Genomic DNA, 23,491 nt, shown 5'->3' on the forward strand with positions numbered 1-23,491 from the left:
GTGTCCGCCTACTCGCCCGAGGCGGCAGCCTGCCTCAGTGCCTTGAGCTCGCGCCGCACCGCGTCGTGGTGCGCGGCCGCGTCCTCGCGCGCCTTGGCCGGGCTCCACCGGCCCTTGAGCAGCCACACGAACGGCAGGAACAGCACGCCGCCGGCGAAGCAGATCCACCACCAGGTCTGCCACTGGCCCGGGTCGTCCTTCTGCGCCTGCGCCACGATCGGGCCCTCGGTCTGCAGGTACTGCAGCTCGGCGAGCACCTTCGCGTCCTGAAGCGCGCCGCCGTACTTCTGTACCAGCGCCAGGTCCGCGGCCGGGACCGCGGCCAGGGCCTTGAGCTGCGTCGCGGCCGTCTGCACCGGCTTGGCGTCGGTGGCGAGCAGCGCCAGGTCCGCGGTCGGCACCAGGGCCAGCGCCTGGAACCGGGCGGTCGCGGCGGCGGCGGAGATGTGGAACGCGGTCGCGATGTCACCCACGGCCTTCGCCTGCGCCGCGGTGTCGTTCGGGTTGGCCTGCAGCGCCGCCTGCGTGCTCGTGTCGATCGCCTGGGCGGTGGCCAGCTGGGTCTGGTCCTGCGTGCCGAGCGTGAGCACCTGGGTGACCTGGGCGGCGGTCAGCCCGGAGATCTCGCTGAGCGCCTGCACCTGCGCGGCCGCGTCGTTCGGGTTGGCGGCCAGCGCGACCTGCGTCTGCGCGGTCAGCTGCTGGGCGGTGGCCAGCTGCGCCGAGTCCTGCGACGCGATCGCCTGCACCCGGGTGACGATCGTCGGGTCCGCGGCCACCGCCTTGACCGCCGCGTTCTCGTCGGCGGTCAGGATCGGGGTCGCTCCGGCGGCCGCGGCGGCGACCTCGCTGCCCTGGTCCACCAGCGTGCTCGCGGCCGGGATCACCGCGATCAGGCCGATCAGCGCCACCACGACCACGGTGCGCAGCGTCGAGCCCCACACGGCCAGGCCGGTCGCGGTCGCGGCGGGGTTGTGGCTCTCCACCGTCTCGGTGAACCCGGCCATCCAGGAGGCGAACGCGATGGCGCTGCCGATCGAGATCAGCAGGATGATCACGACGAAGTGGTAGTACGTCGTGGCCGGATGCGTCGTCGCGATCGCGAACAGCGCGATGCCGACGGAGCTGATCACCCCGCCCAGCACCATGAACGGTTTGCGCACCCGCAGCCAGTCCGAGAGCAGGCCGGTCAGCACGAGCGCGATGCACTGGAAGCCCCAGTACCAGTTCGCCAGCGCGTTCGCCCGGTCCTCGGAGTAGCCGAAGGTGGTGGCGAAGAAGACCACGAACAGGCCGACCGCGATGTAGTAGAACAGCAGGTAGACGCTGATCGCGAACGCCGGCCCGATGATGTCGAGCCGCAGCATCTGCCGCCAGTGCCCGGCCACGGCCTGCTCCGGGTCGATGCCGCGTGCCCGCGCCTCGATCAGCGTGCGGTCGCGCAGACTCACCATCAGCTGGTCGCGCAGCTGCGGCGCGAGCTCGCGCAGGCCGAGGAAGGCGAGGACGAACACGACCAGGCCGACCACGCCGCAGACCCGGAACTGGTACTGCCAGTCGGGGTGGCGCACGAGCGTGTGGCTGGCGACCTCGCTGACCACCAGGCTGCCCACGACCGGGCCGAGGGTCCAGAAGCCCATCGCCGAGGCGCGTCCGAGCTGCGGGGAGAAGTCGCGGATGAGCGCGGGCGTGGCCACCAGGATGATGCCCTCGACGAAGCTCACCGCGGCGAACATGACCAGGTACAGCGCCTTGCTGTGCGCGCCGGCGAGGCCGAAGAGCACCAGCGCGCCGGTGAGTGCGAGCCCGTAGACGACGAGGTTGGCCCGGCCCCAGCGGTCGGCCAGGCCCGCGACCACCGAGGCGAGCGCGCCCACCGCGTTGCCCACGATGGAGATCGAGATCAGATACACCAGCGTCATGTGCAGGGAGGCGGCGAGCTGGGTGGCCACCGAGCCCTGCACGTAGAGCTCGTAATAGAGGGTGATCGTGGCGAGGACGACGATGCCCAGATACAGCGCCCGTGGTCCGTGCGACGGGTAGCGGTCGAGCTGTCTGCCCCAGATGCCGCCTCTCACCGGGATGGCGGACACGGGTGGCGGGGCGGCCGAGCTGACGGTCATGACGGACCACTCTTCTTTCGGTCGGAGTTCGGTTGTACGTCCTTTGCTGTGCATGTACGGGTGTGCGCAGGTGCGGATGGTGCTTTGCGTGCGGCTCTCGTTACGGCGCCGGCGCGGACCGGGCGTCAGCCGAAGGTCAGCGCCCCGTCGTCCACCGGGCCGCGCAGCAGCCGGGCGTCCGTAGGGTAGTGCTGGCGCAGCCGCCATGGTGCGCTTTCGCCCTGGAGCGGCAGGAGTTTGCGGGAGCGCTCGAAGTATCCCGAGGTCATCTCGATGAACGGCGTCCTGGTCATCGGCACCTCCGGCAGCCGCGGCACGGCGACGGTGCGGCCGTGCGCGTCCATGTGGCGCAGGATCCGGGTGAAGCACTCGGCGACCAGGTCCACCTTCAGGGTCCAGGAGGCGTTGGTGTATCCGAGGGCGAAGACGAGGTTGGGCACGCCGTCGAGCATCATGCCCTTGTAGACCACGTGCTCCGACACCTCCACCGGCTCGCCGTCGAGGCTCAGCCCGATGCCGCCGAGCGGCAGCAGGTTCAGGCCGGTCGCGGTGACCACGACGTCCGCGGGCAGCTCCCGGCCGGAGGCGAGGCGCAGGCCGGACCGGGTGAACCGGTCGATCCGGTCGGTGACCACGTCGGCGCCGCCGGAGGCGATCGCCTGGAACAGGTCCGCGTCCGGGACGAGGCACAGCCGCTGGTCCCAGGGGCCGTACGCGGGGGTGAAGTGCGTGTCCACGTCGTACCCGGCCGGGAGCCTGCGCCGGACCGCGCCCTGGAGCAGGGCTCTGGCGCGCCTCGGGTGCTTCTGGCAGAACTGGTAGAGCGCGGTGGCGATCTTGATGTTCTTCCAGCGCACCGCCCGGTACGACAGGCCCTCGGGCAGCACCCGGCCGAGGGCCGCCGCGACCGGGTCCCGCGAGGGGAGGGAGAAGATGTAAGAGGGCGAACGCTGCAGCATCGTCACCTGCGCGCCTTCGCGGGCCAGCGCCGGCACGAGCGTGACCGCGGTGGCGCCGCTGCCGATCACCACCACCCGCTTCCCGTGCACGTCCAGCGTGTCAGGCCACTGCTGCGGATGCACGACCGTGCCGCCGAACTCCTCCCGCCCGGCGAACTCGGGCGTGTACCCCTCGTCGTAGCGGTAGTAGCCGGTGCACAAGTACAGGAAGCGGCAGGTGCGGGTGGACTCCTCGCCCGAGGCCGCGTCGCGGACCGTCACCGTCCACCGCGCGTCGGCGCAGGACCAGTGCGCGCCCACGACCCGCACGCCGTACTCGATCCGCCGGTCGACGCCGTACTGCTCGGCCGTCTCGCGCACGTAACGCAGGATCTCCGGGCCGTCGGCCAGCGCCGTCGTGCCGGTCCACGGCCGGAACCGGTAGCCCAGCGTGTGCATGTCGGAGTCCGAACGCACCCCCGGATACCGGAACAGGTCCCAGGTGCCGCCGCTCGCGGACCGGGACTCGAGGATGGCGAAACTCGTGGAGGGACAGGAGATCCGCAGCCGGCACCCGGCCCCGATCCCGGAAAGCCCGGCCCCCACGATGAGCACGTCCACCGGCGGGGCGGCGGTAGTCGACATGATCCTCCCTGGTCGGCGGGGGCTGCGCGATGTGCATGTGAGAATGGCACCGAAACCCAGCGTGTGCAACACTTTCGTAAGATGTTTCACGCCGTGTCGCGAGCAGCGAGCCGGGAGGGACGCATGACGCCCGTCGCAGTCGAGACCAGCCCGAGCGTCACCACCGACCGGTGCGTCGAGCTGGCCGCACGCTGGTTCCTCGACGGCCGCAGGCTCGACATGCAGGGCCTGGCCGATGAACTCGGCGTCTCACGCGCGACACTGTTCCGCCGCGTCGGCGGCCGCGAGGAACTGCTCAGCCGCGCCCTGTGGCAGGCCACCGAGCGCTCCCTCGCCGTCGCCGCCCGCCGCTGGGAACGCGAGCGCATCCCGAGCGAACTCCACACGCTCGGCACCGTCCGCCACGTCAACCTGATCGTGTCCCGCTCGGCCGGTCTCAGGAAGCTGCTGGACGAGGAGCCGACCCTGGCCATGAGGGTGCTGACCGATCCCAGGGGCCGGATACAGGCCGGCATCGTGGCCATGTTCGAGGAGCTCCTGCGGCGCGACATCGCCGAGTTCGGCCTCGCCCCCACCATCGAACCCAGCGCCCTGGCCTACGCCATCGTCCGCATCGGCGAGAGCTTCCTCTACGCCGACGTCCTCGCCGCCCGCCGTCCCGACGTCGCCATGGCCGACCGCATCCAGCGCGCGCTGTTCGAGGGGCTGTGGCCGAGTATCGGCAAGGAGGAGCGGGAGTAACGGGAGAAGCACTCATCCCGCAAGGACCCGCCCCCGAAAAGACCGGTGCGCGGGGCCCGACGCGGAAGAGCGTCGGACCTCGCGCACCGGTCCCGTCGTCGTCGCCGTTACAGCGTCCGCGCGAACGGGTCCCAGTCGGCCGGGAGGGCCTCGACGGTGCCGAGTTCGGCGGTGACCTTCTGGAACGAGCCCTCGGCGGCGGAGGCCGAGATCGCGGACATCAGGTCGAGCACGTGCAGGGCGAGGTCGCCCGAGGCGCGGTGCGGGGTGCCGGCGCGCAGATTGCGAGCCAGGTCGAGCACGCCGATGCCGCGGCCGGCCTCGGTGCCCTCGATCGGCAGGTCGCGCCACTCCTCGTCCTTGGCGGTGCGGATCTGCAGCGGCCCGCCGAAGGTGTTCGGGTCCGGCAGCGCCAGCGTCGCCTCGGTGCCGCCGATCTCGATCAGGCGCTTGGCGGCGGGGGAGTCGAAGCTGAACGCGGTGCTCGCACCGGCGCCCGCGGCGAACTCGATCAGGGCCGTGACGTGCGTCGGGACCTCCACCGCGAACTCGGTTCCGGCCTTGGGGCCTGAGCCGATGACGCGGGTCTCGCGCGACTTGCGCGCGGTGGCCGCGACGGTCGAGGCCGGGCCGAGCAGCGCGACCAGGGCCGTGAGGTAGTACGGGCCCATGTCGAACAGCGGGCCCGCGCCGTCGGCGTAGAGGAACTCGGGGCTCGGGTGCCAGCTCTCCGGACCGTTGCTCTCGAGCGCCGTCGTGGCCGCGACCGGCTCGCCGATCAGGCCCTTGTTCACCGCCCGCAGCGCGGACTGGATGCCCGCGCCGAGGAAGGTGTCCGGGGCGTTGCCCACGCGCAGGCCGCGCGCCTCGGCCTCGGCGAGCACCGCGCGCCCGGCCGGGGTGTCGAGCGCGAGCGGCTTCTCCGTGTACACGTGCTTGCCCGCGCGCAGCACCTCGAGCGCGACCGCCGCGTGCGCCGCGGGTATCGTCAGGTTGACGACGATCTCCACGTCGTCCATCGCGAGCACCTGCTCCACGCTGCCCGAGCGTTCGACCCCGTGCTCGGCCGCCGCGGCCGCGGCGCGCTGCTCGTCGAGGTCGGCCACGGCCAGCACCCGCAGGTCCGGGAAACGGGTCAGGTTGCCGAGGTACTGCCCGCTGATGTTGCCGGCGCCGATGACGGCGACGCCGACCGGTCCGCCGCTCATGCCGAGGTCCCGCCCTGCTCGTCGGCCAGCCCGGCGAGGTAGGCCCGGCTGGCGCCGAGGGCCTCGAGGATGTCCGTGGCGCAGGCGTCGAACTCCACCACGCGCAGCGCGTTCGGCGCCGCGGCGAGGACCTCGGTGACCGGCATCCGGCCGGTGCCCACCACCAGGTTCGGCTCGCCCTTGACCACCGGGCCGTCCTTGACGTGGATGGCCGCGACCCGGTCGCCCAGGTTGCGCAGCACGCTCGGCGCGTCGGCGCCGCCGACGGCCGCCCAGTACGTGTCGACCTCCAGCACCACCTCGGGCGCGAGCAGGTCGGCGAGCAGCTCGAGGGCGTGCCGGCCCTCGAATACGGGCTCGAACTCCCACCAGTGGTTGTGGTAGCCCAGGCGCATCCCGTGCGCCTTGGCCTTCTCGGCCAGCGCGTTGAGCCGGTCCGCGGTGCGGGCCAGGCCCTCGAGGGTGGTGAACTCCTCCTCGGCGATGCCGGCCGGCACGACGGCCAGGTCGGTGCCGAGGGTGGCGATCGCCTCGAAGACCGGGCTGGGGTCCTCGTCCTGGATCAGCCCCATGGCGTGCGCGCTGGACACGCGCAGGCCGAGGTCGTCGGCGACCTTGCGGAAGCCCACCGGGTCGACGGTGGGCTGGAAGGGCTCCACCGCGTCGAATCCGAGCTCCGCGAGGCGCCGCAGCACCCCGTCGCGGTCCTCGGCGATCAAATCGCGCACGGTGTACAGCTGCACGCTCAGCGGGTTGGGCATGGCCGCAGCCTCCTTTGCTCTCGCGTTGTGACGTGTTCTGTGCCCGCCGCCGCGCGGGGTTCGTTTTCCTCGGATCGGTCCGAGGCCCGCGCGGCGGCGTGTGCCTGTCGTGGCCGGTAGGCCGTCAGGCGTTGATCAGGGGCCGCAGGGTCTGGTAGGCGATGTCCAGTCCCTGCTTGACCTTCTCCTCGGTGCCGGACCACACCGGGTCCTCGTGCTCGACCGAGAGCACGCCGGTGAAGCCGCCCTCGTAGAGCGCGTCCACGACCCCGCGCCAGTCCACGTCGCCGCGGCCGGGCACCCGGTAGCGCCACCAGCCCTCGTCCCACGGGTGCTCGCGCTCGAGGGTCTTGCCGAAGAAGCCGTAGCGGTCGCGGGCCCGCGGGTCCAGCTGCGCGTCCTTGGCCTGGGCGTGCGGGATCTTATCAAGGTACGGACGCAGCGCGGTGACCGGGTCGATGCCCAGCCACAGCAGGTGCGACGGGTCGTAGTTGAGGTAAAGGCCGAGGGAGAACATCCACTCCCACAGCTCGGGGGAGTAGGCGATGTTCCCGGGGTAGCCGTCCGGGTGCCACCCCTCCATCACGCAGTTCTCGATGATGATCTTCACGCCGCGCTCGCCCGCGTACTCGACCAGGGGCGGCAGCTCCTTGTCGGCGAGCGCGATGTTCTCCTTCACCGACAGGCCGGGGTGGCGGCCGATGAAGGTGCCCACGGTCTCCACCCCGAGCAGGGCCGCGGCGTCCACGGCGCGCTTGACGTGCGCGGCGATCTCGGCGCGGCGGGCCAGGTCCGGGTGCAGGTTGTTCTCGTAGTACGCCAGCGACGAGAGGGTCAGCCCGTGCCGCTCGAACAGCGCGGTGGTCTCGTCGGCCTGCTTGCGCCCGAAGTCGGCCACGTTCAGGTGGCTGGCCTCGAAGTCACGGCTGCCGGTGGAGGGCCACACAGCCACCTCCAGCGCCTGGTAGCCGCGAGCCTCGGCCCAGGCGGCGATGTCGGCCAGCGGCACGTTGGGCAGGCACGCGGTGAGGAATCCGAGTTTCAACTTCAGTGCACTTCCATCCAGGTCCGGGTGGCGGCGGAGCGCAGCACGGCCTCGGTGATCCGGGCGGTGCGCGCGGCGTCGGCGAAGGTCGGGTAGAGCGCCTCGGCGGGGGCGTCGGCCGCGCCGGCACGGCGGACCGCGTCGTAGACGTCGGCGACGAAGGTGGCGAAACAGTCCCGGTAGCCGAGCGGGTGCCCGGCCGGCACGGGGCTCAGCCGCGCGGCCTCGGGGCTGAGCGCGGCGGGGTCGCGGATCAGGATCTCGGTGCGCTCGCGCCCGCCGAGGGTGAGCGTCTCGGGGTTCTCCTGGTCGAAGCTGACGCTGTGCTCGGCGCCGTCGACCTCGAACCACAGCCGGTTCTTGCGGCCGGGGGAGACCTGCGAGATCACCACGCTGCCGGCCGCGCCGCGGTCGGTGCGCAGCAGCACCTGCACGGCGTCCTCGGTGGCCACGGCGTGCCGGTCGGCGCCCGGCGGGGTGCGCTCGGGCAGCACCGTCTGCACGTTCGCGGCGAGCTCGGTGATCCGATGACCCGTCACCCACTCGACCAGGTCGCACCAGTGCGAGCCGATGTCGGCGAAGGCGCGCGAGGCGCCGCCGGCCACCGGGTCCACCCGCCAGTTGTCGTCGGTGGCCTGGGAGAGCCAGTCCTGCAGGTAGTGGCCGTGGATCAGCCGCACGTCGCCGATCGCGCCGGAACGCACCCGGTGGCGCGCCTCGGCCGCCATCGCGTGGTAGCGGTAGACGAACGGCACGGCCGTGACCAGGCCGGAGGCCTCGGCCAGGGCGGCGAGTTCATCCGCGTCCGCGGCGTCCACGGACAGCGGCTTCTCACAGACCACGTGCTTGCCGGCGGCCAGGGCGAGCCGGGTGAGCGGGCCGTGCGAGGCGTTGGGCGTGCAGATGTGCACGACGTCCACGTCCTCGGCCGTGACCAGCTCCTCGGACGAGGCGAAGGAACGTGCCACGCCCAGCCGCTCCGCCGCCGCCTTGGCCCGTTCCGGGGTGGACGCGGACACGCCCACGATCGTGGCGCCCGCCCGCCGCGCGGCGTCGGCGTGCACCGCTCCGATCATGCCCGTGCCCGCGATGGCGATGCGTACCGGGTGCATACATCCCTCCTTTGCTTGCTTCGTATCGAAGGTATTGCGGGCCCTTTACGTCTGACAAGAGGCATGATTAGGCTAACTTCTGTCATAAGTCATCGACTCGGGAGGGGCCCCTTGGCGACCTCAGCGGCCGCGCGCCGGCTCGCCTCGCTCAGCGAACTCGCCTGTCTGGTCGCCGACGGCGCGGCCACGACCCGCAGTACCCTGATGAACGCCACCGGGCTCTCCCGGGCCGCGATCGCGCAGCGGGTGGACCTGCTGATCGAACGCGGCGTGCTGGTGGAAGCCGGCCCGGCGGCGGTCGAACGCGGCCGCCCGCCGTTCACGCTCGACCTGGCGTCGGATCAGGTGCTGGTGGCCGGGGTGGACCTCGGCGCCACCCACGGACGGCTCGCGCTGACCACACTCGGCGGCCGGGTGCTGGCCGAGAGCGCCCGCGAACTCGACATCAACGAGGGTCCCGAGCGGATCCTCGGGCTGGTCCGGGAGGACCTCGCGCGGCTGTGCGCCGAGGCCGGACGCGGCACCGAGGCGCTGCGCGCCATCGGGATCGGGGTGCCGGGGCCGGTGGAGTCGGTCACCGGCACGGTGGTGCGCCCGCCGATCATGCAGGGCTGGGACGGGCACCGGGTGCCGGCCTTCTTCGAGGACGGCTTCGCCGCCGCCGCGGTGCTGGTGGACAACGACGTCAACATGATGGCGTTCGGCGAATACGTGCACCGACGCGAGTCGGAACACCTACTGTACATCAAGGTCGGAACTGGAATCGGCTGCGGCATCGTCTCCGGCGGGGTCCCGCACCGCGGCGCCTCCGGCGCGGCCGGGGACATCGGGCACATCCGGCTGCCCGGACACGACGAGGCCCCCTGCCACTGCGGCAACACCGGCTGCGTGGAGGCGGTGGCCTCCGGCTCCGCGCTGGCCGCGGCGCTGCGCGCCGAGGGCCTCGAGGCCCACCACGCCGGGGACGTGGTCCGGCTGGTCTCCGAGGGCCACCCGGTGGCCCGGCGCCAGGTGCGCCTGGCCGGGCAGCGGCTCGGCGAGGTGCTGGCCTCGCTGGTCTCCTTCCACAACCCGGACACCATCGTCATCGGCGGGGTCCTCGCGCAGCTGCACGAGGACCTGCTCGCCGACATCAGGGGCGTGATCTATCGCAGGGCGCTGCCGCTGGCCACGCGCAGCCTGAAGATCGAGACCTCGGTGCTGGGCGAGCACGCCGGAGTGGTCGGCTCGGCCCGGCTGGCCGCGCGCCACCTGCTCTCGCCCAGCGGGATCGGGGCCTTCATCGACCGCTGACGCCCTCGCCGTCCGCGGCGCCGCCGAACTGGATCACCGCGTGACGGCCGCCGAAGCGCCATCCGGGCTCGGCGGCGTCCAGGGCGCGCACCGTCTCAGGGTCCAGACCCACCGAGACGTCGGACTTGTAGGTGCGCAGCGCCGCCACCGGGCCCGGCAGGTAGGACGTCAGGGTACGAAAAGGAGTGTTCTGCGGCCAGAGCCGGTCCCCGACCAGCCGGCGGTAGTTCAGGTCGCCCTTGAACAGGGTCACCCGGGCCGTGGCGATCGCGTCGAGAATCTCCTTGGGCAGCGCGTCGAATCCCAGCGGGGCGCAGAAGAACTCCGCCGCGACCAGCACCAGCCGTCCGTCCGCGCACGCCGCCCGCAGCCGCCGCGCCGCGTCCGCGGCCGGCCCCGGCACCGTCTCGAGCAGGTGCACCGCGGCCGCGAAGTCCTGCGGCGTGGCGTCGGAGACGTAGTAAGGACGAGGCTTGAGATAGAGCGTCAGTTCCGTGGCGCGCCCGCTCGCCAGCAGGTGGTCGAGGAGCAAGAGGTCGTAGACGAGTTCCTCGGCCGCGTTGTCCGCGACCAGGTTCACCCGGCCGGGCGCCGCGTCCAGGTGCGCGTACAGGGCCGGCCCGTCGTCCACCAGCACCTCGGGCACGACCGGCGCCCCGGCGACGAGCTGGAAGCCGAGGTCCGCGCGGTTGCCCCAGAGGCTGGCGTGCAACGCGGCGGCATCCCGCTCCTCGGCCGAGAGCGACGCCGTCGACCCCAGCTGCGCGAGCTCGGCGGCGAGCCCGGCGCTGCCCAGGCTCGCGGCCTTCATCGGCCCGAAGGGGTCCACCCCGCGCCACAGTCCGGCGAAGTACCCGGTCGCGGACAGCAGCCTGCGGTGGAAGTAGCTCTCCGCCCACAGGAACGGCGCGTCGGTCCACCGCAGCCCCCGCCCGAAGTACGGCGCCCCCCACAGGTCCCACTGCGCCCGGTCCCCGGCGTCGTCCTGCGGCAGCGGGTCGAGCGTGCCGTGCAGGGTCGCGTCGAGGAACGCGTCGAGCGCGGACAGCTGCTCCGGACCGTACGGCAGCGCGGCCTTGACCTGCGCGATGACCTTCGGGTGCCGGACGTGGAAGACGGAGTGCGGGAACGCGGCGGGATCGGCCGCGGTGATCACCGGCGGCGCGGGCGGAGTGCTCATGAACCGACCGTATCGGCTCGAGGTGACGGCTCCGTCGCGCCCGGCCGAAATCCCGGCGGAGCGTTTCGGAGCGCGTCAGAGCCCGGCGTCGCTCGCCTCGGCCGCCTCGGCCGCCTCGTCCACGCGGAGCGTGTTCGCCACGATCGTCTCGACGTACACGTCCCACAGTTGGAGGGGCAGGTCGTGGCCCATGCCGGGGACGACCAGCAGCTGGGCGTCCGGGATCGCCTCGGCGGTGGCCTGTCCGCCGCTGACGTTGACCAGCGGGTCGGCCTCGCCGTGGACGACCTGCGTGGGGACCGCGAGCTTGCGCAGGCGCTCGGTGCGGTCGGGGGAGGCGATGATCGCGGCGAGCTGGCGGGCGGAGCCGGCGGGGCGGTTGGCCCGGTCGTACGCGGCGCCGACCGTGGCGCGCAGCTGCTCCTCGGTGTGCGGGTACGCCGGGGACTCGAGTACCCGCCAGGTGCGCAGGCCGCGCGCGATCGCGGACTCGCGGTCGGTGCCGGGCGGGGCGGTCAGCACCCCGAGGGCCTCGGCCGTGGGGTGGCCGACGTCGGGGGCGCCGGTCGTGGACATGATCGAGCACAGCGAGAGCACCTGCTCGGGGTGACGGATCGCCAGTTCCTGCGCGATCATTCCCCCCATCGACGCGCCCACCACGTGCGCCGCGCTCAGGCCGAGCGCGGTGAGCAGGCCGGAGGCGTCCTCGGCCAGATCCTCGAGCCGGTAGGGCACACCGCTGAAGTCGCCGGAGTAGAGCACCGTCAAGTCCGGCACGCCAGCCTCGTCGAAGAAGGTGGAAAGGCCCGCGTCCCGGTTGTCGTAGCGGATCACGTGGAAGCCCGCACCGGCCAGGCGTTCGCAGAGCCCGGACTCCCAGCCCAGCAGCTGCATCCCGAGCCCCATCACCAGCAGCAGCGCCGGCGCGCCCGGATCGCCGAAGGTCTCGTACTCGAGCTCGATTCCGTTGGCCTTGCACCGTGCCATGGATCCTCCCGGTGTCCTTGATGCGCTCGCCGACCCGCCGCCGGCCGCGACGGTGACGCTGAGCGGGGACGATACCGCGTGACGGGCCCCGTGGCGACGGCTCGTCCGGAGCGGGCGCGCGTCGGCCCGATGCGCGCCGGGTGCCTACGTTCCCGGGGCGGGCGTGACCGGACGGTAGGTCCAGATCTCGGCCAGCCGGCCCTCGCAGGCCCGCAGCAGCCAGATCAGCCTGCCCTCGAGCAGCCCCGGCCGGGTCGCGTCGCCGACGCCGCCCACCACGAGCGCGAGCTCGCCCTCGCCGAGGATGGTCTCGATCTCGAAGCACAGCCCGGGTTTGGCCGCCCTGACCCGCTCCACCGACCGGCGCACGTCCTCGGGGCCGTGCACCTCGGGGTGCGCGTGGTCGATCCAGCCCGGATCCAACAGCTCGGCCGCGTCGGCCGCCTCACCGCTGTTCCACATCTCGAAGTACCGGCGTGCCAGGTCGACGACGTCGACGACGGGGTTCGAACGCGTAGTCACGGAACTCAAGAGTACGCGCTCGCATCAAGAGTGCTCCTCTGTCAGGATGGTTCCATGCCTTCGCTCGTTCGCCCGGTCATCTCGGCGGGACGACTGGCTCGCACCGCGCAGCCCGTCCTGCCCGTCGACGCGGAACTGGAGTTGCGGCCCTGGGCCTTGGGCGACGCCGCCGCCGTGGTGGCCGCGTACGCCGACCCGGGGATCCAGCGGTGGCACGCGCGCCGCGTGAACGACGAGGCCGAGGCGCGCGGCCTGATCGAGGGCTGGCGCCTGGTGTGGGCCGAGGAGAGCGGCGCGGCCTGGGCGGTCGCCGCGCGCGGGAACGGCCAGGTGCTTGGCCGGATGTCCCTGCGCGAGCTGTCCCTGGACGAGGGCCGCGCCGAGATCGGCTACTGGACGCTGCCGGCCGCCCGCGGCCGCCGGGTCGCACCCCGGGCGCTGGACGCGGTGGCGGCCTGGGCCTTCGAGACGGCCGGCTTCCACCGGCTGCGGCTGCTGCACTCGATGGAGAACCCGGCCTCCTGCCAGGTCGCCGAGCGGTGCGGGTTCGAGGCCGAGGGCGTGGAGCGCAGCTCGGTCCAACACGAGGACGGCTGGCACGACATGCACCTCCACGCGCGCATCAATACCCTTATGGCGTAACCGGCCGGGCCCGCTAAACTCTGCGGCGAATCAGTGCTCGTGTGCCGCGACGGAGCGGAGGCGGACGGTGCGGATCGTCGTTCTGGTCAAGCAGGTCCCGGACGCCGGGGACGCGCCGGCCTACGCCGCGGACCTGACCGTGGACCGGGCCGGGGCCCGGCCGAGTGGCGTGCTCGACGCCGCGGACGGCTGCGCGATCGAGCAGGCGATGCGGATCGCCCGGCTGCGGATCGACGTGCACGTCACGGTCCTGACGATGGGGCCGTCACAGGCCGCGCACACGCTGCTGGCCGCGCTCGCCCTCGGCGCCGACGACGCCGTGCACGTGTGCGACGAGGCCCTGCACGGCAGCGACGCACTCGCCACCTCGCGCGTACTCGCGGCCGCCCTACGCAAAGCCGGGTACGACCTGGTGCTGTGCGGCGCCGCGTCCTCGGACTCGGGCATGGCCGTCATCCCGGTGATGCTGGCCGAACGCCTCGGGGTGCCCGCGGTCTGCGCCGCCGACGCCGTCCGGGTCCAGGAGAACGCGATCACCGGGTTCTGCTCCAGCCCCTCGGACGACGAACTCGACGAGGTCGCCTGCGACCTTCCCGCCCTGGTCTCGCTCACCGACCGCGGCATCGCGCCGCGCACGCCCGCCTTCCCGGCTCTCGCTGAGGCCCGGCACAAGCTGCTGCGCCGCTGGTCGCTGGCGGACCTCGGCCTCGACCCGGCCGAGGTGGGCCTGCCCGGCGCGGGCTGCCGGGTCCGCGAGGTCGAGGACCGGCGCGCGCACGGCCCGGTGGTGCTGGACGCGCACGCCGATCCGGCCGCCGCGGCCCGCGCGGTCGCCGACTTCCTGACGGACCGCCACTTCGTATGAGGCAATGTTGGTCGAAAGTCTCGTTTGAGCGGGCCCGATGACGGACATGTGTTCGCCCATGCCCTCGACGGATGCGGTGCTGGTGCTCGGCGCGCGGACACCGCACGGCGGCCTGAGCCGGGCCGCGGCCGAGTCGCTCACCGCCGCCCGCCGCGTCGGCACGCCCGTCGCCGTGCTCTGCGATCCGGCCGACGCGCGGACCCGCGCGGAACTGGCCGGCCTCGGTGCCCGCCGCGTCCTTCAGGCGACCGCCGGCGAGATCGACAGCCTCGCGTGCGCCGCCCGGCACCTGCGCCCCGCGCTGATCCTGCTGACCGGGGGCGGGGAACACACCGAGATCGCGGCGCGGCTGTCCGTGCGGCTCGAGGCGGGCATCGTCACGGATGTCGTCGCACTCGCGCGCGGGGACGACGGGATCACCGTCATACAGGAGACCTGCGGCGGCCGCGTCCGCGTGCGCAGCACGATCACCCACTCACCAGCCGTCCTCATGATCCGGCCCGGCGCGTTCCCGGCGGAATCGGCACCCGAGCACGACGCTCAGCCTTTGCCGCCGGTGGAAGAACTCTGCGTCGCTCGCGGCACTGCCGCCCGCACGCCTCGGCTCGTGCGCCGCACGCCCGCGCACCCACTCGACCGGAAACTGCTCACCGAGGCCGACGTGGTGGTGGCGGGAGGACGCGGCGTCGGCTCGGCCGAGGGCTTCGCACTGCTGGCCGAACTCGCCGAGGTGCTCGGCGGGTGCCTCGGCGCCACCCACACCGCCGGGGAACTCGGCTGGGCACCCGACCACGCCCGGATCAGCCTGCCCGGCGCGCAGATCCGGCCCCGGCTCTACTTCGCCGGCGGCGTCTCCGGCTCGGTACGCCACCGCGCCGCGATCCGCGGCGCCCGCACGGTCGTCGCCGTGGACCGGGACCCGGCCGCGCCGATCCTGCGCGAGGCCGACCTCGCCGTCGTCGGCGACCTGCGCACCCTGCTCCCCGCACTGCTCGCCGAACTCCGGCGCCGTGCCCGAACGCGCGCCGCGTCCACCGACCCGTACCCAGCGGACGAACCCCACGCACAGCCCGCACGGCCCGAACAGCCCGAACAGCCCCAACTGCCCCAACTGCCCGAACCCGCGGAGGCGTAAGTGCTCGTACGACTCATCCTCGGCCTGGCCATGACCGTGCTCGCCCTCGGTCTGGCCGCCCGCCGCGTACTGACGCTCTACCGGCTCGGCCGGGCCGGGCAGCCGGCCGACCCGGGACGCACCAAGGACGCGGGCCGGCGGCTGTGGGCCGTGCTCACCGAGGTGTTCGGACAACGCAAACTGCTGAAATGGACCGGCGCCGGCGCCGCGCACTTCGCCGTGTTCTGGGGCTTCGTCATCCTCGGCGCGACCATCGTGGAGGGCTACGGCGCGCTGTTCCAACGCGACTTCCACATCCCGCTGATCGGGACGGACACCTGGCTCGGCTTCCTCGAGGACTTCTTCATCGTCGCCGTGCTGGTCGGCCTCGCCGCCTTCGCCGCGATCCGGCTGCGCCAGTCCCCGAGCCGCGAGGGCCGCAGTTCCCGCTTCTCCGGCTCGCACCTCGGCGCGGCCTGGCTGGTGCTTTTCATGATCTTCAACGTGATGTGGACGCTGCTGCTCTACCGCGGTGCCCAGATCAACACCGGCTACTTCCCCTACCGGCACGGCGCCTTCGCCTCCGAACTCGCCGCCGACGTGCTGCGCCCGGCCGGGCGCACCGCGAACGACGTGCTGGAGACGACCGGGATCCTGCTCTCACTCGGCGTCGTGCTCGGCTTCCTGGTGCTGGTGGTGCACTCCAAGCACCTGCACATCTTCCTGGCGCCGTTCAACATCGCCTTCTCCCGCCGCCCCCGCGCGCTCGGCGCCCTGCTGCCGGTCTACAGCGCCGGCGCGGAGGTGGACTTCGAGGACCCGGGCGAGGACGACAAGATCGGCCGCGGCGCGATCGAGGACTTCACCTGGAAGGGCCTGCTGGACTTCGCCACCTGCACCGAGTGCGGGCGCTGCCAGTCCCAGTGCCCGGCCTGGAACACCGACAAGCCGCTCAGCCCCAAGCTGCTCATCATGGGCCTGCGCGACCACGCCCTGGCCAAGGCGCCCTACCTGCTCGCCTCCTCGGACGAGGAGCGCGCCGCGCTGCCCGAGGCCGTGCGTGCCGAGGCCGAACGCCCGCTCGTCGGCTCCGCGGACGTGAACGGCGTGATCGACCCGGACGTGCTGTGGTCCTGCGTCACCTGCGGCGCCTGCGTGGAGCAGTGCCCGGTCGACATCGAGCACGTGGATCACATCGTCGACATGCGCCGCTACCAGGTCATGATCGAGTCCGAATTCCCGCACGAGGCGCAGGGTATGCTGCGCAACCTGGAACGCAAGGGCGACCCGTGGGGCCGCGGCGCCAAGGCCAGGCTCGAGTGGACCCAGGGCCTGCCGTTCCCGGTGCGCGTCTTCGGCGAGAACGACGAGGAGACCCTCCCGGCCGACGTCGAGTACCTGTTCTGGGTCGGGTGCGCCGGCTCCCTGGACGACAACGCGAAGAAGACCAGCCGCACCGTCGCCGAACTCCTGCACGAGGCCGGCGTCGGGTTCATGGTGCTCGGCAGCGGCGAGACCTGCACCGGCGACGCGGCCCGGCGCCTCGGCCAGGAACTGCTCTTCCAGGAGCTCGCGAAGCAGAACGTGGAGACGCTCAACGAGGTGGGGGCCAGGAAGATCGTCGTCACCTGCGCCCACTGTTTCAATACCCTGGCGAACGAGTACCCGAAGCTGGGCGGCGTCTACGAGGTCGTGCACCACACCGAGCTGCTGGCCAGGCTCGTGTCGGAGGGCAGACTCACCCCGGTCGAGCCGGTGGACGTCAACGTGACCTACCACGACCCGTGCTACCTGGGCCGGCACAACCGCGTTTTCAGCCCGCCGCGCGAGATCCTCGGCGCCGTCCCCGGCGTACGGCTGACCGAGATGCCGCGCAACCGCGAGCGCTCGTTCTGCTGCGGCGCCGGCGGCGCGCGGATGTGGATGGAGGAGACGATCGGCACCCGGATCAACGAGACCCGCACCGACGAGGCGCTCGAGACCAACCCGGACCTGGTGACGGCCGCCTGCCCCTACTGCATCGTGATGCTCACCGACGGCGTCGCGACACGCAAGCAGCAGGGGAAGGCGGGGCAGGACGTGCGGGTCACCGACGTGTCCGAGGTGCTGCTGCGCTCCGTGCGCCGAAGCACGGAGACGCAGCAGCAGCCTGCGGCGTCGGGCGACTGATCCGTAGCTGAAGCCGGATCAGCTGCCGGACTCGGCGTAGAAGTAGCCGAGGATGCTCTCGAGGGTCAGCTCGGCGTTGCTGGGCAGGTGGCCGGACTGCTCGAGCGAACGCAGCAGCGAGGTCAGGCTGGAGAGCGAGCTCGAGGACGAACCCGTACCGAGCGAGCTCCTCAGCTTGGCCACGGCCGCGGTCAGGCGCTCGGCCGTGCTCTGGCTGATCTGACCGACGCTCAGGGTGTACTGGATCTCCTCGGTCAGCTCGTTGATCGCCTCGGTCGAGGACGACGCCGCCGGCAGCCCCGGAGAGGTCACCGCGCCCGCCGAAGCCGACGCGCTGGCCGAGGAGGAGCCGGATCCGGACGCTGCGGAGCCGGCCGCCGCGGACGCGGAGGTCGCGGGCGCCGACTCGGAGGCCGTCACGGTCACCGTGACGGTCACGGTCGGAGCCGGTGCGGCCACCACCGGGCTGCTCGACGGGCTCGCCACCGTGCCGGCGGCGTTCGTCCCCGCCGCGGTGAGCAGCGCCGAGTTGTTGCTGCCGCCGCCGTGCCCGATGGAGTACCCGACCGCGATGCCCACCCCGAGCGCGACCACGGCCGCCGCCGTGCCGCCGATCGTGGCGAGCCGGGCGCGGTGGGACAGGCGCTCGATCTCCTTCTCGGCGGCAACGGAGACCTCGGTCTCGCTGCCGGAGACGGAACCCGACCCGACGAAGCCCTCTGACGCGAACTCCGCACCCGAGGAAGCGGCACCGGAAGCAGAGCCCGAAGCCGAAACACCCGAAGCGGCGCCCGAGCCGGTCAGAGCTTCGGCCGCCGACGCGGCGCCCACACCGACTCCGGCAGCGGCCGCCGCGGCGAGCACCACCGTCTCCGCCTCGGCGACCACCGCGCTCTCGGCCGACGTGGCAGACGCGGCCGACGCGGCGGATCCGGCGCCTTCGCCCGACCCCGCGGCCGACGTCGCGGATCCGGCACCGGTATCGGCGAGTTCTGCCATACCGGCGGACTGCGTCGCCGCCGCCTCGGCGCCACTGCCGCCGGCGCCGAGCGATCCGCCCGTGCCGAGCGCACCACCCGCCCCGGCGGACTGCGCCGCGGCGCGCGACTCCGCCGAAGCCTCGGCCGCCATCGCCTCGCCCGCCAGCAGCTCCGCGCCGACGGCCGCCGCACCGAGGACCGCCGCGCCACCGATGACGCCGGCCACCAGCGCGGCCGCGCCCACCTCGCCCGCCGCGGCGCCCGCACGGGTCCGGGAGACCGGGACGACCAGCGGGGCCACTCCGGCCAAGCCCTTCGCCGCGGCGCGGGCCCGCTCACCGAAGGCGGCGAAGTCGGGACGCTCGGCCGGGTTCTCGGCCAGGCAGGCCAGGATGAGCACGGCGAGCGCGGAGTCCGCCTCCACCAGCTCGGTCAGGTGTGCACGGGCCCGCGCCCGCCACAGCGCCAGCAGTTCCACCGTGGTCACCGCGCCCGCGCCCGCCACCAGACGCTCGTACTCGGCCAGCAGCTCCGCGTGGCCGATGAGCATCTCGTAGACCATCCAGCCCAGCGCGAACACGTCCGCGGCCTGGGTGGCCTTCGAGCCGCTGCCCACGGCCGCGTTGGCTTCGCGCGCGAGCGCGAAGCGTTCCGGCGCGAAATAGCCGGTCACCTGCTGCTCGAGCTCGATCGCCGAGCCGTCGGGGTAGGCCAGGCCGAGTGCCAGGTCCAGTACGCAGCCACCACGGCGCACCAGCCAGATCGAGCCCGTGCCGAGCCAGCCGTGCGAGCCGCCCGCGGCCAGGGCCTCGCCGAGCGCCCCGGCCAGGGTGACTGCGACGGCCAGTGCCTCGGCCGGCGGCAGCGCCCTGCGTTGGATCTTGGCCGGCAGCCCGCGGCCGGTCAGGGGTCTGACGACGGCGAACTCGATGACGATCTCGACGTGCGTGGCGTGGGCCTCGGCGCCGCCGCGCAGGGCGGCGAGCGCGCGCGAGTCCACGATCATCCTCAGCTCGCCGGTGTCGAGCACGCTCGGCAGTGCCGTCGCGTGGGATGAGGAGTCTGCCAGACCACGGATGATGTCGGCCGCGCGCGCGAGCCCCCCGTGGTCGGCGAATTGGACCCAGACGTCCGAACCTGTCTCCAGGTCTACCGCGATCCAGGACGCCCCGGTCTCGCGCTCGCTCTGCCGCCGGGTGAGCCGGTACCGGTCCGCGAGGACGATGCCTTCTGATATGCCGATCACAAGCGCGCATTCTGCCGGTTCCGGCCACCTGCGCGAAATGGGCGTCTCCCAATCGATACCGTCGCGTGTGTCACGGTCTTGTATCGCCGGTGTGGTGTGATGCTGACGTTAAGTCATGTGGCGGATCGCGGCCGCGGCGGCGTCGCGCACGCACGTCACAGGGTCCTGCATCGCCACGGCGCGCAGCCGGGGGAGTGCGTCGTGATCGCCGAGTGAGGCCAGCGCGCCGGCCGTGGCGGCGCGGACCCGGTACGAGGGGTCGTCGAGCAGGCCGGGGAGGGTGTCGCAGAGCGCGTGCCGCAGATCTTTGAGATGCGGCGCGAGCTGTTGGCGGGGCGGTCCGAGGCGGGCGAGGGAACGGGCGGCCTGGGCCCGCACCAGCGCGTCGGTGTGCCGCAGATGGCGCGCGACGCGGCTCATCGCGTGGACCGAGGCGTCGCGTAGCCCCACCCCGTCGCTCGGGGCGACCTGGCCGAGCAGCCAGAGGTAGTCACGGCAGATCCGGACGTCGGCGGCCTCGCGCTCGTACACCCCGGCGACGAGGTAGTAGTACGCGTCCCCGCGGTGGCGCGCGATGACGGAGCCGATCAGGCGCCGCTCGCGACGATCGGGCGTCGTCAGGAACATGTGGCACAGCGGCTGCACGGCCCGTTCGCTCGCCGCGCGGTACAGGCCCGCCAGCCCGATCCGTCGGTGGGGACCGGCGCAGACCTCGAGCAGGAACGGCGTGAAGCGTTCGTCGACGACCTTCACAACCGCCGCCAGCGTGTTGCCCTCCCACATCCGGGCAATCGTCGGGGTCAACCGGAATACCAGGTCCACGGCTTCCGGCGAGCCGAAGCAACACAGGCCCCGCACGGCCTCCTCGCCCGTCTCCTGCGCGTCCACGGCGCGCAGCGAGGCGAGCACGGCGGCGTGGGCGGCCTCGGTGCCGATCCGCGTCAGCGCCGTGTAGGCCTCGGCCGTGTTCTGGCTGCCCTTGTACCAGCGCGGGCCTCCCGGCAGGAACGGGACCAGCAGCGGGACGGTCTGCTCGGCCCGGGCCAGGCCGAGCAGACGGATCGCCTGGAGGCTGCGGAACCCCTTGCGTTCCAGGTGCGCCACGGCGATCTCGACCGCCCGTGGATCGGCGCGCTCGCCGAGATGGCCGACCGCGAGGTCGGTCACCCACCCGTAATGGCGGAAATCGAGGGACTCGGTCAGGATCTCCAGTGCCGCCTCGCGCGAGCGCGCCAACAGGGCCCGTACAAAGGCCGTGCGCTCCGGCCAGCCCAGCCTGTTCAACTCGGCGAAATCCAACCCCATATCCGGAAGCTTATTCCGGTGCGGCACGCCGAGGCGTGAACCGCCTACTGCTCCCGCAGGCCCCACGGGGACCCGTACTCGACCAGCAGGTCGAGGAACGGCTTCGCCGCGAACGCCTCCGGGCCGAGCACCCCGGCGCCGTCCCACTCGCCGCGGGCCACCAGCTCCAGCGCGACGACCGGGTTGATCGCGGTCTGCCACACCACGGCCTGCGAGCCGTACTCCTTCATCGACCACTGGTTGTCCACCACGTGGTAGAGGTAGACCTCGCGCCGCTGCCCGTCCTTGGTGCCGGTGACCCAGGTGCCCGCGCAGGTCTTGCCGTGCATGAGCTCGCCCAGCGTCGCGGGGTCGGGCAGCGCGGCCGCGACCACGTCACGCGGGCTGACCTTCGCCGAGCCGCCGTCCACGGTCCGCACGGTCAGCGGGTCGGTGCGGTCCAGGCCCAGCGCGTGCAGCGTCTTGAGCTTGCCGATGAAGTCTTCGCCGAGCCCGTACTTGAAGGTGACCCGCTTCGCCTCCACCCAGCGCGGCATCAGCAGCACCTCCTCGTGCTCGACGTTGACGCACTCGACCGGGCCGATGCCGTCCGGGAAGTCGAAGACCTCCGGCTCGCTGAACGGGGCCGTGGTGAACCAGCCGCGGTCGCGCTCGTAGACGACCGGCGGGTTCAGGCACTCCTCGATCGTGGTCCAGATGCTGAAGGAGGGCGCGAACTCGTAGCCGTCCACGGTCAGGTTCGCCCCGTCGCGCACGCCGATCTCGTCGATCTCGTCGAACAGCTCGTCCGCGGCGTACCGGGCGAACACGTCGGACAGGCCCGGCTCCACACCCATGCCGACCAGGGCCAGCCGGCCCGCCTCGGCCCAGTCCCCGGCCAGCGCGAACTGCTCGTCCCCGAGCTTCACGCCGCACTCGTCGTACGGCCGCTCGGGGTGCGGGCGGGAGAGCGACATGGCCATGTCCACGTAGCGCGCCCCGGCCGTCCCGGCGGCACGGAACAGCGGCATCACGAACCGCGGGTCGGTGGCGTTGAGCAGCACGTCACAGCCGTGCTCGGCCAGCAGCGCGGCCACCGCGGCCTCGTCCGAGGCGTCGACCTGCGCGGCGGCGAACCGGGCGGCGGACGGCGCGGTGGTGTCGGCGGCGTTGCCCGCGGCCGCCGCGGCCTCAGCCCGGGCCGGGTCGTAGTCGGCCACCGTCATGTGCGCGAAGTAGCCGCGCCGGGCCGCGATCCGCACGATCGCGCCGCCCACGCCGCCGGCGCCCACCAAGAGAATCCGCATGTGACTGCACCTTTCCTTCCGTTCGGTGTTTCGATCCAACTGCGGGCGGGTGTGGAACGTCAATGGTGTTGGCATAAGATGGCCCCCCTTGGGGTCCGCAACGACCGCGGTCCCCGTGCCGAGACCGATCAGGGCGATGGAGGTGCGGCTTTGGCCAAGACGGTGGTCGCGGAGGCGGATCGGCGGCGGAGGCGGCCGACCAAGCAGGGTGTGCTGCTTTCGGAGGAGCTGATCGTGGAGACCGCGCTGCGGATGGTGCGCGAGCACGGTGCGGCGGGGCTCAGCGCGCGCCGGCTGGGGTTGGCGCTGGGGGCCGACGCGAGCGCGGTGTACCGGTACTTCCGCGGTATGGACGATCTTACTCTGGCGCTGGGCAATGAGCTCATTCGACAGGCGCTCGCGGGGTGGAGCGCGCGGGGGGACTGGTTCGAGGATCTCTACCGGCTGGGCCTGCGCATCCACGCGGCCTATCTCGCCCACCCGCAGGCCGCGGTGCTCACGGCTAGCCGGGTGAGTGGCGGCGCCTCCGAGCTGGCGGTGGACGAGGCGATCCTCGGCTCCCTGCGCGAGGCCGGGTTCCCGGACCCGGAGGCGGTGCGCGTCTACCACGTCTTCATCGACCAGTGCCTGGCCTTCGCCGCCCTCGACGCGGCCTCGCTCGTGCTGCCGGAGCCCGCCCTGGCCTCCGACCGCGGCATCTGGCGCTCCACCTACGCGCAGCTGCCATCCAGCACGCACCCGCACCTCGCGGCCACCGCGCCGCTGCTGGCCGAGCGGATGAACGACAGCGCCTACCCGGCCGCCCTGCGCATGGTGCTCGAGAGCGCGGCGGCGAGGCTCGCTGCCGGATAGGCCTCGGCACCGGAACCGGACGGGCCTGTCAGCGCAGAGAGCCCACCCGCGCCGGAGCCAGGACGGGACCGCCGGCGCGCTGCGGCCTGCGCGGCTGCTCGGGTTCGGGCACGGGCAGCGCGGCAGCCGCGGCCGCCGGTGCCGGTCTGGGCCGGCGGGGCACCGAAGCCAGGGCCGTGCCGCCGCGGCCCGGATAGTAGATCAGGCCATTGATCGGATCGGGCACGGCGTCGAGCGCCGCCTTGACCAACGGGCTGTCCATGAACGCGGTCCAGCCCCCGCCGACCCGCGTCGACTCACCGAAGCAGAACTCGACCACGACGCCCCAGCTCCCGGCGTGCCACTGCCAGTCGGACGCGCCGTACTCGAGCGCGGTCCGGATCACGTCGCGGCCACGGGTGCGCACCCATGTAGAGATTTCGAGGCCGTTCCCGAATATCTCGATCGACCACCATTCGTCCATCTTCCCAAGGTATG

The 23,491-nt window shown here is 72.7% G+C and carries 20 protein-coding genes; 7 read left to right on the forward strand and 13 right to left on the reverse strand.

Going from position 1 to position 23,491, the window contains the following annotated elements; all coding sequences use genetic code 11:
- Positions 1–8 precede the first annotated feature (8 nt).
- A complete protein-coding gene (locus KDL01_RS19145; RefSeq protein ID WP_212529893.1) occupies positions 9–2,123 on the reverse strand; it encodes an MFS transporter in 2,115 nt (704 codons plus the stop codon).
- Between the two features lie 125 nt (positions 2,124–2,248).
- Positions 2,249–3,706 (reverse strand): flavin-containing monooxygenase, encoded by a 1,458-nt coding sequence (locus KDL01_RS19150; protein WP_212529894.1) that lies wholly within the window; start codon positions 3,704–3,706, stop codon positions 2,249–2,251.
- A gap of 123 nt (positions 3,707–3,829) precedes the next feature.
- Between KDL01_RS19150 and KDL01_RS19155 the strand changes: the two genes are divergently transcribed.
- Positions 3,830–4,447 carry a QsdR family transcriptional regulator gene (locus KDL01_RS19155; protein ID WP_212529895.1) on the forward strand — a complete coding sequence of 206 codons (618 nt, stop codon included), beginning with the start codon at positions 3,830–3,832 and terminating at the stop codon, positions 4,445–4,447.
- A gap of 107 nt (positions 4,448–4,554) precedes the next feature.
- Here KDL01_RS19155 and KDL01_RS19160 read toward each other — a convergent pair whose 3' ends face one another.
- The 4 genes from KDL01_RS19160 to KDL01_RS19175 form a co-directional block, all read right to left on the reverse strand.
- Complete coding sequence (locus tag KDL01_RS19160; RefSeq protein WP_212529896.1) at positions 4,555–5,655, reverse strand: Gfo/Idh/MocA family protein; 1,101 nt, start codon at positions 5,653–5,655, stop codon at positions 4,555–4,557.
- A complete protein-coding gene (locus KDL01_RS19165) occupies positions 5,652–6,416 on the reverse strand; it encodes a sugar phosphate isomerase/epimerase family protein (RefSeq protein WP_212529897.1) in 765 nt (254 codons plus the stop codon). The genes KDL01_RS19160 and KDL01_RS19165 overlap by 4 nt, the downstream gene beginning before the upstream one ends.
- A gap of 124 nt (positions 6,417–6,540) precedes the next feature.
- On the reverse strand, positions 6,541–7,461 hold the full coding sequence (locus KDL01_RS19170) for a sugar phosphate isomerase/epimerase family protein (protein ID WP_212529898.1): 921 nt from the start codon (positions 7,459–7,461) through the stop codon (positions 6,541–6,543).
- Between the two features lie 2 nt (positions 7,462–7,463).
- Positions 7,464–8,573 carry a Gfo/Idh/MocA family protein gene (locus KDL01_RS19175; protein ID WP_212529899.1) on the reverse strand — a complete coding sequence of 370 codons (1,110 nt, stop codon included), beginning with the start codon at positions 8,571–8,573 and terminating at the stop codon, positions 7,464–7,466.
- A gap of 111 nt (positions 8,574–8,684) precedes the next feature.
- Here KDL01_RS19175 and KDL01_RS19180 point away from each other — a divergent pair, with 111 nt between their 5' ends.
- Positions 8,685–9,866, forward strand: coding sequence for an ROK family protein (locus tag KDL01_RS19180; RefSeq protein ID WP_246576660.1), 1,182 nt, complete (start codon positions 8,685–8,687; stop codon positions 9,864–9,866).
- Here the strand turns inward: KDL01_RS19180 and KDL01_RS19185 are convergent.
- The 3 genes from KDL01_RS19185 to KDL01_RS19195 all read right to left on the reverse strand — a co-directional run bounded on the left by KDL01_RS19185 (position 9,853) and on the right by KDL01_RS19195 (position 12,555).
- Positions 9,853–11,046: an ARMT1-like domain-containing protein gene (locus KDL01_RS19185; RefSeq protein WP_212529901.1), complete on the reverse strand. Its 1,194-nt coding sequence runs from the start codon at positions 11,044–11,046 to the stop codon at positions 9,853–9,855. The genes KDL01_RS19180 and KDL01_RS19185 overlap by 14 nt on opposite strands.
- A gap of 75 nt (positions 11,047–11,121) precedes the next feature.
- On the reverse strand, positions 11,122–12,033 hold the full coding sequence (locus tag KDL01_RS19190) for an alpha/beta fold hydrolase (RefSeq protein WP_212529902.1): 912 nt from the start codon (positions 12,031–12,033) through the stop codon (positions 11,122–11,124).
- Positions 12,034–12,177: 144 nt separating this feature from the next.
- Entirely contained in the window at positions 12,178–12,555 is a 378-nt protein-coding gene (locus KDL01_RS19195; RefSeq protein WP_212529903.1) for a nuclear transport factor 2 family protein, read from the reverse strand.
- Between the two features lie 54 nt (positions 12,556–12,609).
- Here KDL01_RS19195 and KDL01_RS19200 point away from each other — a divergent pair, with 54 nt between their 5' ends.
- The 4 genes from KDL01_RS19200 (at position 12,610) to KDL01_RS19215 (ending at position 17,345) form a co-directional block, all read left to right on the forward strand.
- Positions 12,610–13,197, forward strand: a complete 588-nt coding sequence (locus tag KDL01_RS19200) for a GNAT family N-acetyltransferase (protein WP_212529904.1) — start codon at positions 12,610–12,612, stop codon at positions 13,195–13,197.
- 67 nt (positions 13,198–13,264) lie between these two features.
- The gene (locus KDL01_RS19205) at positions 13,265–14,062 is read left to right on the forward strand and encodes an electron transfer flavoprotein subunit beta/FixA family protein (RefSeq protein ID WP_212529905.1); all 798 of its coding nucleotides are present in this window, start codon (positions 13,265–13,267) and stop codon (positions 14,060–14,062) included.
- A gap of 58 nt (positions 14,063–14,120) precedes the next feature.
- The gene (locus KDL01_RS19210) at positions 14,121–15,197 is read left to right on the forward strand and encodes an electron transfer flavoprotein subunit alpha/FixB family protein (protein WP_212529906.1); all 1,077 of its coding nucleotides are present in this window, start codon (positions 14,121–14,123) and stop codon (positions 15,195–15,197) included.
- Positions 15,198–17,345: a (Fe-S)-binding protein gene (locus KDL01_RS19215; RefSeq protein ID WP_212529907.1), complete on the forward strand. Its 2,148-nt coding sequence runs from the start codon at positions 15,198–15,200 to the stop codon at positions 17,343–17,345.
- Between the two features lie 18 nt (positions 17,346–17,363).
- Here the strand turns inward: KDL01_RS19215 and KDL01_RS19220 are convergent, their stop codons facing one another.
- The 3 genes from KDL01_RS19220 to KDL01_RS19230 form a co-directional block, all read right to left on the reverse strand.
- Positions 17,364–19,571 carry a protein kinase family protein gene (locus KDL01_RS19220; protein ID WP_212529908.1) on the reverse strand — a complete coding sequence of 736 codons (2,208 nt, stop codon included), beginning with the start codon at positions 19,569–19,571 and terminating at the stop codon, positions 17,364–17,366.
- 108 nt (positions 19,572–19,679) lie between these two features.
- The gene (locus KDL01_RS19225; RefSeq protein WP_212529909.1) at positions 19,680–20,876 is read right to left on the reverse strand and encodes a HEAT repeat domain-containing protein; all 1,197 of its coding nucleotides are present in this window, start codon (positions 20,874–20,876) and stop codon (positions 19,680–19,682) included.
- Positions 20,877–20,920: 44 nt separating this feature from the next.
- Positions 20,921–22,162, reverse strand: coding sequence for a saccharopine dehydrogenase family protein (locus KDL01_RS19230; protein WP_212529910.1), 1,242 nt, complete (start codon positions 22,160–22,162; stop codon positions 20,921–20,923).
- Positions 22,163–22,312: 150 nt separating this feature from the next.
- Here KDL01_RS19230 and KDL01_RS19235 point away from each other — a divergent pair, with 150 nt between their 5' ends.
- Entirely contained in the window at positions 22,313–23,014 is a 702-nt protein-coding gene (locus tag KDL01_RS19235) for a TetR/AcrR family transcriptional regulator (RefSeq protein ID WP_212529911.1), read from the forward strand.
- A 28-nt stretch (positions 23,015–23,042) separates the two neighbouring features.
- Here KDL01_RS19235 and KDL01_RS19240 read toward each other — a convergent pair whose 3' ends face one another.
- Positions 23,043–23,477, reverse strand: a complete 435-nt coding sequence (locus KDL01_RS19240; RefSeq protein WP_212529912.1) for a hypothetical protein — start codon at positions 23,475–23,477, stop codon at positions 23,043–23,045.
- Between the last annotated feature and the right edge of the window lie 14 nt (positions 23,478–23,491).

The sequence above is a fragment of the Actinospica durhamensis genome, assembly GCF_018139695.1.
GTDB lineage: Bacteria > Actinomycetota > Actinomycetes > Streptomycetales > Catenulisporaceae > Actinospica > Actinospica durhamensis.

Bases quoted from the DNA above. Each gene is read 5' to 3' on its own strand.
- KDL01_RS19145 (WP_212529893.1), bottom strand. From the start codon at position 2,123: ATGACCGTCAGCTCGGCCGCCCCGCCACCCGTGTCCGCCATCCCGGTG.
- KDL01_RS19150 (WP_212529894.1), bottom strand. From the start codon at position 3,706: ATGTCGACTACCGCCGCCCCGCCGGTGGACGTGCTCATCGTGGGGGCC.
- KDL01_RS19155 (WP_212529895.1), top strand. From the start codon at position 3,830: ATGACGCCCGTCGCAGTCGAGACCAGCCCGAGCGTCACCACCGACCGG.
- KDL01_RS19160 (WP_212529896.1), bottom strand. From the start codon at position 5,655: ATGAGCGGCGGACCGGTCGGCGTCGCCGTCATCGGCGCCGGCAACATC.
- KDL01_RS19165 (WP_212529897.1), bottom strand. From the start codon at position 6,416: ATGCCCAACCCGCTGAGCGTGCAGCTGTACACCGTGCGCGATTTGATC.
- KDL01_RS19175 (WP_212529899.1), bottom strand. From the start codon at position 8,573: ATGCACCCGGTACGCATCGCCATCGCGGGCACGGGCATGATCGGAGCG.
- KDL01_RS19185 (WP_212529901.1), bottom strand. From the start codon at position 11,046: ATGAGCACTCCGCCCGCGCCGCCGGTGATCACCGCGGCCGATCCCGCC.
- KDL01_RS19190 (WP_212529902.1), bottom strand. From the start codon at position 12,033: ATGGCACGGTGCAAGGCCAACGGAATCGAGCTCGAGTACGAGACCTTC.
- KDL01_RS19200 (WP_212529904.1), top strand. From the start codon at position 12,610: ATGCCTTCGCTCGTTCGCCCGGTCATCTCGGCGGGACGACTGGCTCGC.
- KDL01_RS19210 (WP_212529906.1), top strand. From the start codon at position 14,121: ATGCCCTCGACGGATGCGGTGCTGGTGCTCGGCGCGCGGACACCGCAC.
- KDL01_RS19225 (WP_212529909.1), bottom strand. From the start codon at position 20,876: ATGGGGTTGGATTTCGCCGAGTTGAACAGGCTGGGCTGGCCGGAGCGC.
- KDL01_RS19230 (WP_212529910.1), bottom strand. From the start codon at position 22,162: ATGCGGATTCTCTTGGTGGGCGCCGGCGGCGTGGGCGGCGCGATCGTG.
- KDL01_RS19240 (WP_212529912.1), bottom strand. From the start codon at position 23,477: ATGGACGAATGGTGGTCGATCGAGATATTCGGGAACGGCCTCGAAATC.